This window comes from Nocardioides sp., from assembly GCF_030150155.1.
In the GTDB taxonomy this organism is placed as follows: domain Bacteria; phylum Actinomycetota; class Actinomycetes; order Propionibacteriales; family Nocardioidaceae; genus Nocardioides.
In genome coordinates, this window is the sequence record NZ_JASLGR010000020.1 from 25,325 (window position 1) to 38,016 (window position 12,692).

14 protein-coding genes are annotated in these 12,692 nt (G+C 71.1%); 9 read left to right on the forward strand and 5 right to left on the reverse strand.

What is annotated here, in order from left to right; genetic code table 11:
- Positions 1 to 51: 51 nt before the first annotated feature.
- Genes Q1V88_RS05345 through Q1V88_RS05370 form a run of 6 tightly spaced genes read left to right on the forward strand, consistent with a single transcriptional unit; the run spans position 52 to position 5,821 of the window.
- The gene (locus Q1V88_RS05345) at positions 52 to 2,283 is read left to right on the forward strand and encodes an acyl-CoA dehydrogenase (protein WP_300678932.1); all 2,232 of its coding nucleotides are present in this window, start codon (positions 52 to 54) and stop codon (positions 2,281 to 2,283) included.
- Positions 2,280 to 2,819 (forward strand): MaoC family dehydratase N-terminal domain-containing protein, encoded by a 540-nt coding sequence (locus Q1V88_RS05350; protein WP_300678935.1) that lies wholly within the window; start codon positions 2,280 to 2,282, stop codon positions 2,817 to 2,819. Before Q1V88_RS05345 ends, Q1V88_RS05350 begins: the two co-directional genes overlap by 4 nt.
- The gene (locus Q1V88_RS05355) at positions 2,816 to 3,220 is read left to right on the forward strand and encodes an OB-fold domain-containing protein (RefSeq protein WP_300678938.1); all 405 of its coding nucleotides are present in this window, start codon (positions 2,816 to 2,818) and stop codon (positions 3,218 to 3,220) included. Before Q1V88_RS05350 ends, Q1V88_RS05355 begins: the two co-directional genes overlap by 4 nt.
- Positions 3,217 to 3,606: a MaoC family dehydratase gene (locus tag Q1V88_RS05360; RefSeq protein ID WP_300678941.1), complete on the forward strand. Its 390-nt coding sequence runs from the start codon at positions 3,217 to 3,219 to the stop codon at positions 3,604 to 3,606. Before Q1V88_RS05355 ends, Q1V88_RS05360 begins: the two co-directional genes overlap by 4 nt.
- A complete protein-coding gene (locus Q1V88_RS05365; RefSeq protein WP_300678943.1) occupies positions 3,603 to 4,772 on the forward strand; it encodes a lipid-transfer protein in 1,170 nt (389 codons plus the stop codon). Before Q1V88_RS05360 ends, Q1V88_RS05365 begins: the two co-directional genes overlap by 4 nt.
- Positions 4,773 to 4,804: 32 nt before the next feature.
- Positions 4,805 to 5,821: a nitronate monooxygenase gene (locus Q1V88_RS05370; RefSeq protein WP_300678946.1), complete on the forward strand. Its 1,017-nt coding sequence runs from the start codon at positions 4,805 to 4,807 to the stop codon at positions 5,819 to 5,821.
- 19 nt (positions 5,822 to 5,840) lie between these two features.
- Here the strand turns inward: Q1V88_RS05370 and Q1V88_RS05375 are convergent, their stop codons facing one another.
- The 3 genes from Q1V88_RS05375 to Q1V88_RS05385 all read right to left on the reverse strand — a co-directional run bounded on the left by Q1V88_RS05375 (position 5,841) and on the right by Q1V88_RS05385 (position 7,830).
- Positions 5,841 to 6,476, reverse strand: coding sequence for a hypothetical protein (locus Q1V88_RS05375; RefSeq protein ID WP_300678951.1), 636 nt, complete (start codon positions 6,474 to 6,476; stop codon positions 5,841 to 5,843).
- A gap of 65 nt (positions 6,477 to 6,541) precedes the next feature.
- Positions 6,542 to 7,282 carry a zf-HC2 domain-containing protein gene (locus Q1V88_RS05380; RefSeq protein WP_300678953.1) on the reverse strand — a complete coding sequence of 247 codons (741 nt, stop codon included), beginning with the start codon at positions 7,280 to 7,282 and terminating at the stop codon, positions 6,542 to 6,544.
- Positions 7,279 to 7,830 carry a sigma-70 family RNA polymerase sigma factor gene (locus Q1V88_RS05385; RefSeq protein WP_300678955.1) on the reverse strand — a complete coding sequence of 184 codons (552 nt, stop codon included), beginning with the start codon at positions 7,828 to 7,830 and terminating at the stop codon, positions 7,279 to 7,281. Before Q1V88_RS05385 ends, Q1V88_RS05380 begins: the two co-directional genes overlap by 4 nt.
- Positions 7,831 to 7,939: 109 nt before the next feature.
- Between Q1V88_RS05385 and Q1V88_RS05390 the strand changes: the two genes are divergently transcribed.
- The 3 genes from Q1V88_RS05390 to Q1V88_RS05400 all read left to right on the forward strand — a co-directional run bounded on the left by Q1V88_RS05390 (position 7,940) and on the right by Q1V88_RS05400 (position 10,686).
- Positions 7,940 to 8,254 carry a hypothetical protein gene (locus tag Q1V88_RS05390; protein ID WP_300678958.1) on the forward strand — a complete coding sequence of 105 codons (315 nt, stop codon included), beginning with the start codon at positions 7,940 to 7,942 and terminating at the stop codon, positions 8,252 to 8,254.
- A gap of 112 nt (positions 8,255 to 8,366) precedes the next feature.
- The gene (locus tag Q1V88_RS05395; RefSeq protein WP_300678961.1) at positions 8,367 to 10,343 is read left to right on the forward strand and encodes a class F sortase; all 1,977 of its coding nucleotides are present in this window, start codon (positions 8,367 to 8,369) and stop codon (positions 10,341 to 10,343) included.
- A gap of 91 nt (positions 10,344 to 10,434) precedes the next feature.
- The gene (locus Q1V88_RS05400; RefSeq protein ID WP_300678963.1) at positions 10,435 to 10,686 is read left to right on the forward strand and encodes a hypothetical protein; all 252 of its coding nucleotides are present in this window, start codon (positions 10,435 to 10,437) and stop codon (positions 10,684 to 10,686) included.
- On the opposite strand, the gene Q1V88_RS05405 is transcribed toward Q1V88_RS05400, so the two are convergent.
- Positions 10,665 to 11,183, reverse strand: coding sequence for a VanZ family protein (locus tag Q1V88_RS05405; RefSeq protein ID WP_300678966.1), 519 nt, complete (start codon positions 11,181 to 11,183; stop codon positions 10,665 to 10,667). The genes Q1V88_RS05400 and Q1V88_RS05405 overlap by 22 nt on opposite strands.
- Before the next feature lie 71 nt (positions 11,184 to 11,254).
- A complete protein-coding gene (locus Q1V88_RS05410) occupies positions 11,255 to 12,502 on the reverse strand; it encodes an HNH endonuclease signature motif containing protein (RefSeq protein ID WP_300678969.1) in 1,248 nt (415 codons plus the stop codon).
- Positions 12,503 to 12,692 lie beyond the last annotated feature (190 nt).

The window sequence follows — 12,692 nt, forward strand, 5'->3', positions numbered from 1 at the left end:
GGCTAGAGTAGAACATGTTCTAGAAATCATGGTGTGACGTGAGGTGTTGGGATGCTGGATGAGGAGCTGACCGGCGAGATCGCCGGAGTGCTCTGCGACGTGCTGGACCGCGCCCCGACGCGGGTCGAGGACGGCTGGCGCGCCGCTGCGCAGGCAGGACTGCTCGCGCTCGTCGCCCCCGAGGCGTACGGCGGCGAGGGACTCGGTCTGGCCGGCGCGGCGGTGCTCGTCTCCGAGGGCGCCCGGCGCTCCTCGCCGCTGCCCTTCGCCGACGTGCTCGTCGGCGGCCTGGTGCCGCTGCTCGACCTCGCCCCCGCGCGCGTGCTCGACGCCGTCGTCCCGGGCGTCCTCGCCGGGGAGCGGGCCGTCGTGGCGGCGATCAGCGAGCCGGCCGCCCCGCTGACCGAGCGTCCGGCCACCCGGCTCGACGCCGAGGGGCTGCTGCGCGGCCGCAAGGTCGCCGTCGCCCTCGGGGTCGGGGCACCAGCGGTGCTGCTCGTCACCGCCCTCAGCCACGACGGCGCCAGCGTCGTCGCCGTCGTGGCCTCCGACGCGGACGGCGTCACCGCGGTGCCGACCGCGACCTCGTTGAGCACCTACCTCGGCACCGAGGCGGTCGCCGCGGAGGCGACGTACGTGCTCGACGGGGTTCGCCCGCTGGCGGTCCTGACCGAGGCCGGAGCCGCCGACCTGCTGCGCCGACACGTCGTCGCCGGCCTCGTCGGCCAGGGTGCCGGCCTGCTCGCCGGGGCCCTGGAGCTGACCGCCGGCTTCATCGCCGAGCGGTCCCAGTTCGGGCGGAGGCTGGCCGAGTTCCAGGCCGTCGCGCAGCAGATCGCCGACGTCTACGTGGCCTCACGGGCGATGACCCTGGTCGCGGCCGAGGCGGTGCGCCGGCTCGCGTCGGGCCAGCCCGCCGACGACGACCTGGGTGTGGCGGCGCTGTGGCTGACCGACCGGCTGCCCGCGGCGCTGCAGACCTGCCACCACCTGCACGGCGGGATGGGGGTCGACGAGACCTACCCGCTGGCGCACTTCACCGCGACCGGGTTCGACCTCAGTCGGCGCCTGGGCGGCACCCTCACCACCCTCACGATGGCGCCGATCACCGAGACCTACGGCAAGAACGCCGAGCTCGACGACGCCCAGCGTGCCTTCAAGTCCCAGGTGCGCGACTACTTCGGCTCGCTGGCCACCCGGGCCGACCGCGAGGAGCTCCTCGTCGACCGGCACGGCGACGCCTATCACCGACTGATCAAGCAGATGGGCGCCGACGGCTACCTCGGGGTCGGCTGGCCCACGACGTACGGCGGCAAGGGGCTCGACGGCCTGCACCAGCAGGCGTTCGCCAACGAGGCGGCGCGGGCCGACGTGCACCTGCCCTCGGTCACCCTGCAGACCGTCGGACCTACCCTGCAGACGTTCGGCACCGAGGCGCAGAAGGAGCTGTTCCTGCCGCGGATCCTGACCGGCGACGTGCACTTCGCGATCGGCTACTCCGAGCCCGACGCCGGCACCGACCTGGCCTCGCTGCGCACCACCGCTCGGCGTGATCCCGCCACCGGTGACTGGGTGATCAACGGCCAGAAGATGTGGACCACCGGCGGTCACGCCGCGGACTACATCTGGCTCGCGGCCCGTACCGACCCCGAGGCGCCCAAGCACCAGGGCATCTCGATCTTCATCGTCGACACCCGCGACCCGGGGTTCTCCTGGACCCCGATCCGCACCGTCGACGGCTCGCACCATGTCAACGCGACCTACTTCAACGACGTCCGCGTGCCCGCCGACATGATGGTCGGCGAGGAGGGCGGCGGCTGGCGGCTGATCACCACCCAGCTCAACCACGAACGCGTCATGCTCGGGCCCGCCGGCCGGCTGGAGGGGCTGCGCGACCTGGTCACCGCGTGGGCCGAGCCGCGTGGTCTGCTGAGCGTGCCCGAGGTGCGTGACGTGCTGGCCCGCACCACCGCGGCGTTCCGGGTCAACGAGCTGCTCAACTGGCAGGTCGCGGCCCGACCGGCCACTGGAGCCGCCGCTGTCGCTGACGCCTCGGCCTGCAAGGTGTTCGCCTCGGTCGAGGTGCAGAGGCTCGGCCTGGAGCTGATGGGGATCGTGTCGACGTACGGCGATCTGGCCGACCCCGACACGGCCTGGCTGCACCGCCTCCTCGACGCCACCGCCAAGCGGAACCTCGTGCTCACCTTCGGAGGCGGCGTCAACGAGGTGCAACGAGAGCTGATCGCCCAGTTCGGACTGGGCCTACCGAAGGTGCCGCGATGACCTCGACCACGCCGTCCGACCTCGTGCCCGAGGCGATCCACGACCAGGTGACGGCCCGCGCCACCGAGATCCAGGGCTGGGGCGAGGCCGCCGAGCGGCACGCCCGCGACCTGGTGAACCAGCCGCGGATCAACGACTGGCTCGAGGCGATCGGACTCGACTCCGACCGCTTCCGTGCCGGGGAGGCGCCGCCCTCGATGGCGCAGGTCTGGACGATGTACGGCCTCGGCGGCGTGCCCTCCGAACGTGACCCGCTGCACTCGATGATGCGCTCGCTGACCGACCTCGGCTTCACTGCCGTGCTCGGCACCAACTGCGAGCAGGAGTACCTGCGCTACCTGCGGGTGGGGGAGCAGGTCCGGGTCACCACCGCGCTGGACTCCGTCGTCGGACCGAAGGCGACCGGGATGGGGATCGGCTACTTCGTCACCTCGCGCAACACCTGGTACGTCGATGCGGCCGACGGGTCCAGCGAGGTGGTCGCCACGATGCTCTTCCGGGTGCTCAAGTTCGCTCCCCGCGGGAGCGCGCTGTGAGCGGCCCGGTCCGGCCCGCGATCAACCGCGACAGCGCGTTCTTCTGGGAGGGCACCCAGGTCGGGGAGCTGCGCATCCAGCGGTGCGGTGCCTGCGGGCTGCTGCGTCATCCACCGGGGCCCTCGTGCCCCGTCTGTGGTGCCTTCGAGCGCGAGTACGTCGTCGCTGCCGGCACCGCGACGGTGTTCTCGTTCACCGTGCACCATGCCCCACCGCTGCCGGGCAAGGTGCTGCCGTTGACGATCGCGGTCGTCGATCTGGACGAGGGCGTCCGGATGGTGGCCGAGCTGACCGGCTCGGCCGAGGAGCTGGCCGACCTCGCCATCGGCGACCGGGTCGCCGTGGAGTGGAACCGGATCGACGAGGACCTGACCCTGCCGATCTGGAGGAGGACCGCATGAGGACGCTGCTGGTAGGCGACGAGCTGCCCGTGTGGGAGCTGCCGATCACTCCGACCCTGGTGGTCTCGGGCGCGCTGGCGACCCGTGACTTCCAGGACGTGCACCACGACCGCGACCGTGCCGTCGCGGCGGGGAGCAAGGACATCTTCGTCAACATCCTCACCTCGACCGCGCTGTGCGAGCGCTACGTCACCGACTGGGTCGGCACCGACGTCGAGATCCGCGGGATCGCGATCCGGCTCGGCGCCCCGGCCTACCCGGGCGACACCTTCACCTTCAGCGGGTCGGTCGCCGCGATCGAGGACGGGATCGCCACCATCGCCCTCACCGGCGCGGTCTCGCTGGGCGCCCACGTCTTCGGCACCGTGAAGGTGGCGCTTCGATGACCCGGTCGTTGAGTGGTCAGGCGGCCATCGTCGGGATCGGGGCCACCGAGTTCTCCAAGGAGTCGGGGCGCTCGGAGCTGCAGCTCTCCGTCGAGGCCACCCGGTGTGCGCTGGTCGACGCCGGGCTGCGGCCCGAGGACGTCGACGGCCTGGTCACGTTCACGATGGACAACTCCTCCGAGATCGCCCTGGCCCGCGAGCTCGGCCTGGGCGACCTGCGGTTCTTCAGCCGGATCAACTACGGCGGCGGGGCCGCCTGCGCCACCGTGCAGCAGGCCGCGATGGCGGTCGCCACCGGGGTCGCCGAGGTGGTGGTCGCCTACCGCGGGTTCAACGAGCGCTCCGGGCAGCGGTTCGGCCAGGTGCAGGGCTGGGCCGCGACCCAGTCGAACACCAACGGCCTGGACAACGCCTGGACCTACCCGCTCGGGCTCTCGACCCCGGCAGCCACCGTCGCGCTGCAGGCGCGCCGCTACCTGCACGACTACGGAGCCACCTCGGAGGACTTCGGCCGGGTCGCTGTCGCCGACCGACGCCATGCCGCGACCAACCCGAAGGCGTTCTTCTACGGCAAGCCGATCACCCTGGAGGAGCATCAGGCCTCGCGCTGGATCGCTGAGCCGCTGCACCTGCTGGACTGCTGCCAGGAGTCCGACGGAGCCGTCGCCCTGGTGATCACCACACCGGAGCGGGCCCGTGACCTGCCGCAGCGGCCCGCGCTGATCACCGCAGCAGCCCAGGGCAGTGCCCCGGACCAGTTCGTGATGACCTCGTACTACCGCGACGACATCGGCATCCCGGAGATGGGCGTCGTCGGGCGGGACCTGTGGCGGCAGTCGGGTCTGGTCCCCGCCGACATCGCCACGGCCGTGCTCTACGACCACTTCACGCCGTACGTGCTGATGCAGCTGGAGGAGCTGGGCTTCTGCGGTCGCGGGGAGGCGCCCGGGTTCATCGCCGACGGTGCGATCGAGCTGGGCGGCACGCTGCCGATCAACACCCACGGCGGGCAGCTCGGCGAGGCCTACATCCACGGCATGAACGGGGTCGCCGAGGCGGTCCGACAGATCCGCGGGACCTCGGTCAACCAGGTCGAGGGCGCGGCCCACGTCCTGGTCACCGCCGGCACCGGGGTGCCGACCAGCGGACTGATCCTGAGCCGTTGAGGTCGCCGTGCCCCGGTGAGTAGGTTCGTTCCATGAGCCTCTTCGACGTGGATCTGCCCCTGGTCGCAGCGCCGATGGCCGGTGGGGTCACCACCCCCGAGCTGATCGCCGCCGCGATGGGCTCGGGTGCGTTCGCGTTCGTCCCGGCCGGGTACCTCTCCGCCGAGGCGCTGCGCGCCAAGCTGGGCGACGTGCACGCCGAGGGCTACCGGCCCGGGGTCAACCTCTTCGTCCCGGGCAGCGCCGCGATGCCCCGTGAGGCCTTCGACGGGTATCGCCGCGAGCTGGCCGACGAGGCCGCCGCGGTCGACGTCACACTGCCGGTCGAGCCGCGCTGGGAGGACGACGCCTGGGCGGCCAAGATCGAGCTGCTGGTCCGCGAGCCGGTGCCGTGGATCTCCTTCACCTTCGGGCTGCCCCCGGCTGCCGATGCGGACCGGCTGCGCCGGGCTGGGAGCCGGTTGGCCGCCACCGTCACCTCGGTGGGGGAGGCGGAGGCCGCCGCGGCGCTCGGCCTCGACGCCGTCCTGGTGCAGGGCAGCGCTGCTGGTGGGCACAGCGCCGTCTTCGACCCGACCGCCACCGTCGCGGACCGGCCGACCGAGGAGACCGTGGCAGCGGTGCGCGCCACGGTCACGCTGCCGGTCGTGGCCGCGGGCGGCGTCGATGGCCCCGCCGCCGTCGCGCGACTGCGCGCCGCCGGAGCCGAGGCCGTCGTGGTCGGGACGCTGTTGATGCGTACTCCCGAGGCGGGCACCTCGACCACGCACCGCCGTGCCCTGGCCGACCCGCGCTTCACCGACACCCGAGTGACCCGTGCCTTCACCGGTCGTCCTGCCCGCGGACTGGTCAACGGGTTCCTGGAGCGGCACGACGCGCACGCGCCGGTGGGCTACCCGGAGGTGCACCACCTCACCCGCGAGCTGCGCACCGCTGCCGCGGTCGCCGGGGACGCCGAGCGGGTGCACCTGTGGGCGGGCACCGGGTGGCGCTCGGCACGCGAGGTCGCCGCAGCCGAGGTGCTCGCCGACCTCGCTCAGGGGTGGTGAGCTCAGGTCCAGCAGGAGGTCAGTAGCCGCTCGCGCTGCTCGAGGACGGGGCGGCGGTCGCGGTCGGGGTAGCGGTGGCGGCCGGGGTGATCATCCGGGTGACCTTCTTGCCGTGCGAGGTGATCGCCCACCAGATCGAGTCCAGGCCCTGGCCTGCGGTGTCGCCGGCTGCCTTGTCCCCGGAGTAGGTGTAGAGCGGCCAGCCGTTGAGGGTGAGTTGCTTGGCGCCGTCGGCTCCGGTGATCGTGGCCAGGGTGCCGTGGATGCCCTTGATCTTCGTCGGCAAGGTGCCGGCCACGGTGACGGCGGGCCACGTCGTGGCACAGGTGCCGGTGCAGGCGCTGTGCGAGGCGCCCTTGGTGTCCTTGGTGTAGCGGTAGACCGTCATGCCGCTCCCGGTGGTGACGATCCTGCCGATACCGGTCGTCGCGACCGTCAGCAGCGCGCTGGTCGTGGTCGTGGAGGTCGAGCTCGACGGTGCCGACCCGGTCGGCGTGGCCGAGGCGGTCGGGGTGCTCGACATGGTGGGCGAGCTGGTCGTGGTGGTCGTCGACGTCGAGCTGGCCGAGCCGCAGGCGGCTAGGGTGCCGAGGCAGGCCAGTGCGGTGGTGCCGAGAGCGAGGGTGCTCCGCAGGCGGGATACAGCGAGGAACATGGTGACCTCCGAAGGAACGGCGGGACGAGTGGACACCGGTGACACGAGGCCGGGCCCCGAACGGTTCATCGGTCTCGCAGCGCGGTGGAGAGCAGCACCGTGCCGTCGATCGACTCCAGGTCCACCTGGCTGATCTGGTCGACCCGCAGCCGTGTCGCCCCCGACGTCCAGGTCCGGTCGCCCGGCTTCGCCTGCCACTGGGAGACCTGGAACCGTCGGCCCTGGGAGTCGAGCAGCACGAGGCGGTACGCCGCGGTGGCGCCATACCCGGTGGCGTAGAAGCAGATCAGATCGACCCGTGTGCCCCCCTTCGTCCGGGTGAGTCCGGCCTGGGCCATCACGGGCGGGGCCGGCTGCGTCGTGGCTGAGACCAAGGCCACGGTGCGGTCCGGGGTCCGGCTCGGGGGCGTGCCGGGGTGGGTGGTGACCCCGAGGACGGCGATCACCGCAGCGAGGGTGAGGGCGGCGGCGACCAGACGGACCACGGTCCCGATCCGGGGTCGGCGCCGCCGCGGCTGGGGTGTACCGAGGGGTGGCGCTGGTGGGGGTGCCGACGGCTGCTCGGCGGTCGGCAGCACCGAGGCCAACGCTCGCAGCCGAGGCGGCACCGGCGGAGCACTGGTGAGGAGGGGGAGTGCCTCACCAGGCTCCAGCCGGCTCAGCGCCCCCGGAAGGTCGACGAGCTCCGCGACAGCGGCGGAGCACTCCCGGCAGGTCGCCAGGTGCGCCTCGAACTCGGCGCGTTCGGCGGCGTCCAGAGCGCCGAGGACGTAGGCGCCGTCGGAGTCGGTGTAACGGTCGGTCATGGGGTCACTCCTCGTTCCTCCAGTGCCAGGCGCAGGTTGCGGAGCCCGTAGTGCAGCCGGGACTTCACGGTCCCGGGCGCGAGACCGAGCTCGGCGGCGATCTCGGCGACCGAGAGCCGTTGGTAGTACGCCCGGATCACGACACCGCGGTGCTCGTCGGTCAGGGTGAGCAGTGCGTCGCTGATCACCATCGCGTCGACCAGGTGCTCGGCGGCGTCGGCGGTAGCGTCCGGGGTCGGCGTACCGTCCTCGGAGGTCAGACTCTCGTGGCGGGCGCGCGCCGAGCGGGCCTCGTCGGTGACCAGATGGCGCGCCACGGTGAAGAGCCAGGCCCGCGCCGAACCGCCCTCCCCGTCGACCAGCCGATGCCGCCAGGCCCGCACCATCGTCTCCTGCACGATGTCCTCGGCGCGGGAGCGATCGCCGGTGAGGCGCACGACGTACCCCCACAGCGCGGCCGCATGGTCGCGTTGCAGTGCCGCCAGCGTCTCGGCGTCGCCCATCGTCACCTCCACCCCTGACACGAGGTCGGGCGGGGAAAGGTTCATTCGTGGATCGCGGTCCTCCTCGGAGTGTCGCTCGCGCTACCAAGAGGGGGCTGAAGGCGCCGTCGCCGGGGTCCGTAGGCTGGAGAGTCGACGGAAGGCGGGATGCGTCATGGTGGCGAGCAAGACGGCACGGGAGAAGAAGGCGGCGGCGCAGGCCGGGCCGCTGGCCCGGGCACGGATCGATCTGGGGAGCGACGACTCGTTCCTCTACAAGATCACCTGCACCGAGTGCGTCAGTAAGGGCGATCGCGCCTGGGGGACCTACAGGTCCGGTGAGGACAACGGCTTCATGGCGGCGATGGACCGCTGGATCTTCCACCTGGTTGAGAAGCATCCGGGAGCGCAGGCACCCTGCCTGGACTACCTGGGCGAGGCGCAGGAGCGGCTCCAGGAGCGACGCGAGGGGCGCGGGCAAGCGCTCTAGACCAGTTGCCTCCGGCGGCGTCATGAATCGCGGGTTCGCTCGTTGCGTTCGTAAGTCCGGCACATGACGCCGTCCATCGGGGACCGGCGCATCGTGCTGCTAGGGGGCCGCGATGCTGTTCGTGAAGGACGTCCGCCGACGGTGGATCTCGACCATGATCTGTCTACTGGGACTGGTCGGATCCGGCCTGGTCCTGGCCGAGCCGGCCCACGCCGGCGACGCTCCACCGGTCGCAGCGACAGCCTTCACGGCTCCGTTGTGCTCCGGTACGACGACCTCGGATCCTGCCGACGTGCCGGCCGCCGACCACGACGGGTACACCGACCTCACCCAGGTGTTCGGGGCGCGGCTGACGTCGTACAACAAGGGCAACGTCGTCCCGCTGTACGACACCACCGGCTGGGGTGACGCGACGTATCCGCCGCTGTGCGGGGTGTACTACGACGCTGCGACCAACAGCCCGAAGTCGGTCTGGATGTTCTGCACCGACGTCGACAAGCACGCCTGCGGCGACATCGGCCCCGGCGGCACGCTCCAGGACGGCACCACCGACGTCGGCGAGATGAACGACAAGCCGGGCAACGCCCGCCTCACCGCCGACCAGCAGGCCGTGATCGCCTGGCTGATCACCAACGGCCACGACTTCAGCTACACCGGCTTCGCGTCGCATGCCGACCAGAGCACCTACGACACACGCAACGCGCTGCAGTACCTAGTCTGGTGCATCTCGGACGAGTCGACCATCGAGGCCGACTTCCCGGGGCTGTGCACGACCAACATCTCCGCCGCCGAGCAGGCCTCCATCCTGACCAAGGTCCCGGCCCGGTCGGTCGTCGACCTGAACCTTGCCTCGAGCGGTACGCCGGTCCGGGTCGGTCAGACGCGGACCATCTCGCTCACCACCAACGTGTACAACCAGCCGATCACACTGACCGCGACCGGTACCGCCAGCGGCACGCTGACGGTCTGCTCGGGTTCGGCGACGCTCAGCGGTTCGACCCTGACCGTCGACGGGACGTCGCCGGCGACCTCGACCACGATCGGGCTGTGCCTCTCACCGACCGCCGCCGGGAGCTACGGGCTCAAGGCATCGGCCCAGGCCGTCCAGACCGAAGAGCTCCAATGGGCCCAGGCCGACAGTGACTGCCAGGTGTTCGCCCGGTTCCGGATCGACGCCGGCGCGCCGGTGACCGATCTCGTCGGCTTCACCGTCGCCGAGCGGGCCACGGTGCCGGGGTCGCCGCGGCTGATCACCACGGCCTCGCATCGGGTGGCGACGCCGGGAACGGCGCTGAGTGACACCATCGAGCTGTCCGGCTTCGTCGACGGCCACGGTGCCCGCGGCACCGCGGTGCTCTACGGGCCGCTCAGCAAGGTGACGGCGCGGTCGTGCACCGCAGCGAACCGCTTCGCCACGGTGGCCTTCGACCCGCGCAACGGCCGGGTCCGGACACCGCGGGTGACCGTGACCCGAGCCGGGTACTACACCTGGGTGGCGTCGACGAGTGCCGACAGCGCGAACAAGGCCGCCACCCACGGATGCGGGCTCGCGCAGGAGACCACCCTGATCCGGAAGAAGCACTACGAGCTGACGAAGGTCGACACCGGCTTCAGTGGCCCGGTCGCCTCGATCGTCGAACGCTCCAGCAGTACGCCGCGCCTGGTGATGCCGGCCGCCGGGGTCGACGCTTCGGTGGTGAACGTCGGGGTCTCCGGCGGACAGATGCAGGTCCCGGGGGCGGTCTCCACGATCGGTCGGGTGGACCGCTCCGCCGCGATCAACGATGCGATCGGCACCGTGGTCCTCGCCGGGCACGTCTCGGACCGGCGCGACAGTCCCGGGGCGCTGTGGTCGCTCAAGAAGGCGAAGCGCGGACAGATTCTGCGCTACGTCGTCGGCGGCACGGTCTACCGGTTCAAGGTGACGTCGGTGCGCCGGACGTCACGGAGCAGCACGCTGCCGGCCAGCCTCGCCTCGACCACCGGTGCGCACCGGCTGGTGGTCATCTCCTGCACAGGGAAGGTCGTGCGCAATGGACGATTCCACTACACGCAGAACCTGATCGTGACAGCGGTGCCGATCAGGTGAGACTGGTCTAGTCCACGCCGACGGATTCTCGGCCCTGTCCCGCGAACGCGGGACAGGGCCGATTCCTTTGCTTAGCGTCGGCTGGGTGAAAATGCTGACCGCCCTTGTCTTCGCCTCCGCGCTCCTCGTCGCGCCGGTCGCGACTGCGCCGACGAACGCCGCTACGACCACGCACGCAGCGGTGGTGACCGCCAAGCACTCGTGCACCCGGACGAGCTCGGGGTCGTGCATCCGCGGAGGCCAGTTCTGCCCGCGGGCGTCGTACGGGAAGTCGGGCTACGACGCCAAGGGGCGTCGGTACAAGTGCAAGGGCAGCCGGACTCACCCGCACTGGATGAAGTGATCCTCGGGGGTACTGGGGCGGTCGCGTCGGCGGCGGGCGAGCAGGAGCGCAAGCCCACCCAGTACGGCGCCGAGAGCGGCACCCATCGTGTTCGTCATCCAGTCGTTGGTCGAGCACGACCGACCCAGGGCGGGCACGAGTGCCTGGAAGGCTTCGATCGCTGCGGACAGAGTCGAGCCGGAAGCGAAGGCGAGGAGCGGTCGGCGTAGGGCCACCGTGGCGAGCAGGATCGGTGCCACGAAGAGTACGACGTTGGCCGCCAACTCGGCCCGGTCGATGCTCGGGAACGTCCAGGCCACCTCGCAGCGCCAGTAGAGCTCGCGACGGACGGGCGCCAACGTCACGATCCCGACAGGGACGAGCGCGACGAGGGCCAGGACCTCGGCCAGCCGTGGTCGACGGGCGAGCCAGGCTCCCAGCGGTGGCCCCAGCAGCACCAGCACGATCAGCGCGGTGGGGGAGATCCAGTGGTGCGCGAGCAGCACGTTCGTGATCATCGAGCGATGACCAGGGCGCGTGCGGCAGGGTCGGGCATCCATCCCACGGTATCGCCGCCGCCAAGGCACGCTCAGGCCGCGAAGTAGTCGACCCGGATGCCACGGAACATCGTCTGACGCGGCCCCAGGGGAGGCGCACTGGTGGATGGCTTCCTGATCACTTGGTACGCCCAGTTGCACTGGGCGCAGAGTCCTTGGCCGTTGGCTGCGGTGGTCTCGCCACCGTCGGCCCAGTCTCGTCGATGGTCGATGTGGGCGATCCGCGCTCCGCAGCCCGGTGTCCGACACAGCTGGTCCCGGTGTCTGATGAACTCACTCAGCGCCTTCGGGAAGCGTCTGGACCTGGACTCCATCGTGACCAGCTCGCCGGTGGTCGGATGGGTGTACAGCCGGCGGAGCGTCACTCGTTGACGGGCGTTCTCGGCCAGCCGGATCAGGCGGCGGCCGGTGGCGGAGGGAAGCGGGCCGTGACCGCTGAGGATCGCCGGCTCGTTGTCGAGATCGAGCAGGGCGGTGTCGGTCATGATCAGGTTGAGGGTGACCGGGTGGCTCGGCTCCCGGATGCCCAGGTCGTCGTTGTCCTCGGTGATGCGGATGACGAGCGTGTCGGCCATCACCTGCCCGCGTGAGGTGGCGGCACCCGCGGCGAGCACCACGTCGGCTGCCTGGCCGAGGGCATCCTTGATCGCGTAGGCCTGCTCGACGGGCAGGAGTGCGGTCAGCCACGCCATGCCGTCACCGCGGTCGGTCGGGCGAACCGTCACGTGCCGGTCTTCGAGGGCCTGCTGGCGTCGGCGTACGGCTGCGTCCTCATCCAACCTCAGGGCGATCGTCTGCGCTCGGTGTGCGAGCTTGCGATGGCCCATCTCGGCCAGGCCCGGGAGCCCTGCGATCTGCTGGTCGAAGGCCGTCGTGTCGTGGGGCTCGAGGACCGCCGCCTCACGGGTGAGGGTGAGGGCCTTGTACTCCGAGAGGTCCCCGGCGCGGAACCTGTCCATCGTGGCAGGCATCCGATCGAGGTGCTTGGCCATCGCCAGTACGACGCGACCCTGCCACGGAGAGATCCGTCGAGCGGCGGCGACGGCCTCCCCGACGCCACGGCCCTGGCGTGACTCGGGCTCACCGCGCTCGGCGGCGCGGGCTCGCATCAGGCGATCGACGTGGGCTGCCAGTGCTGTCTGTCGGGCTTCGACCGCGTGCTTGAGCCCCTCGAGCTCACCCAGCTCGGCCAGGGTCTCCTCGAGTCCATCGGTGGGAGTGACGCCCAGGCGTGCACGCACCTCGCGGACCTCGTCCAGGGTAGGTGCGTGCGGTGACATGGTTCCTCCGAGATGGGTGCGCCGTTGCCGACAGAAGCAATCTACGGACAGCCACCGACATTTAGCCTTTGAGTGGGTCCGCGGGCGGGCCGAACGTCCGACCGGGACACGTGGTGATCCCTGACTTCTGAGTGGTCGTCCGCGGGCCCGGTGTCTGGTCGAGCGGTGTCCTTGTTCGGGAACTTGGAGC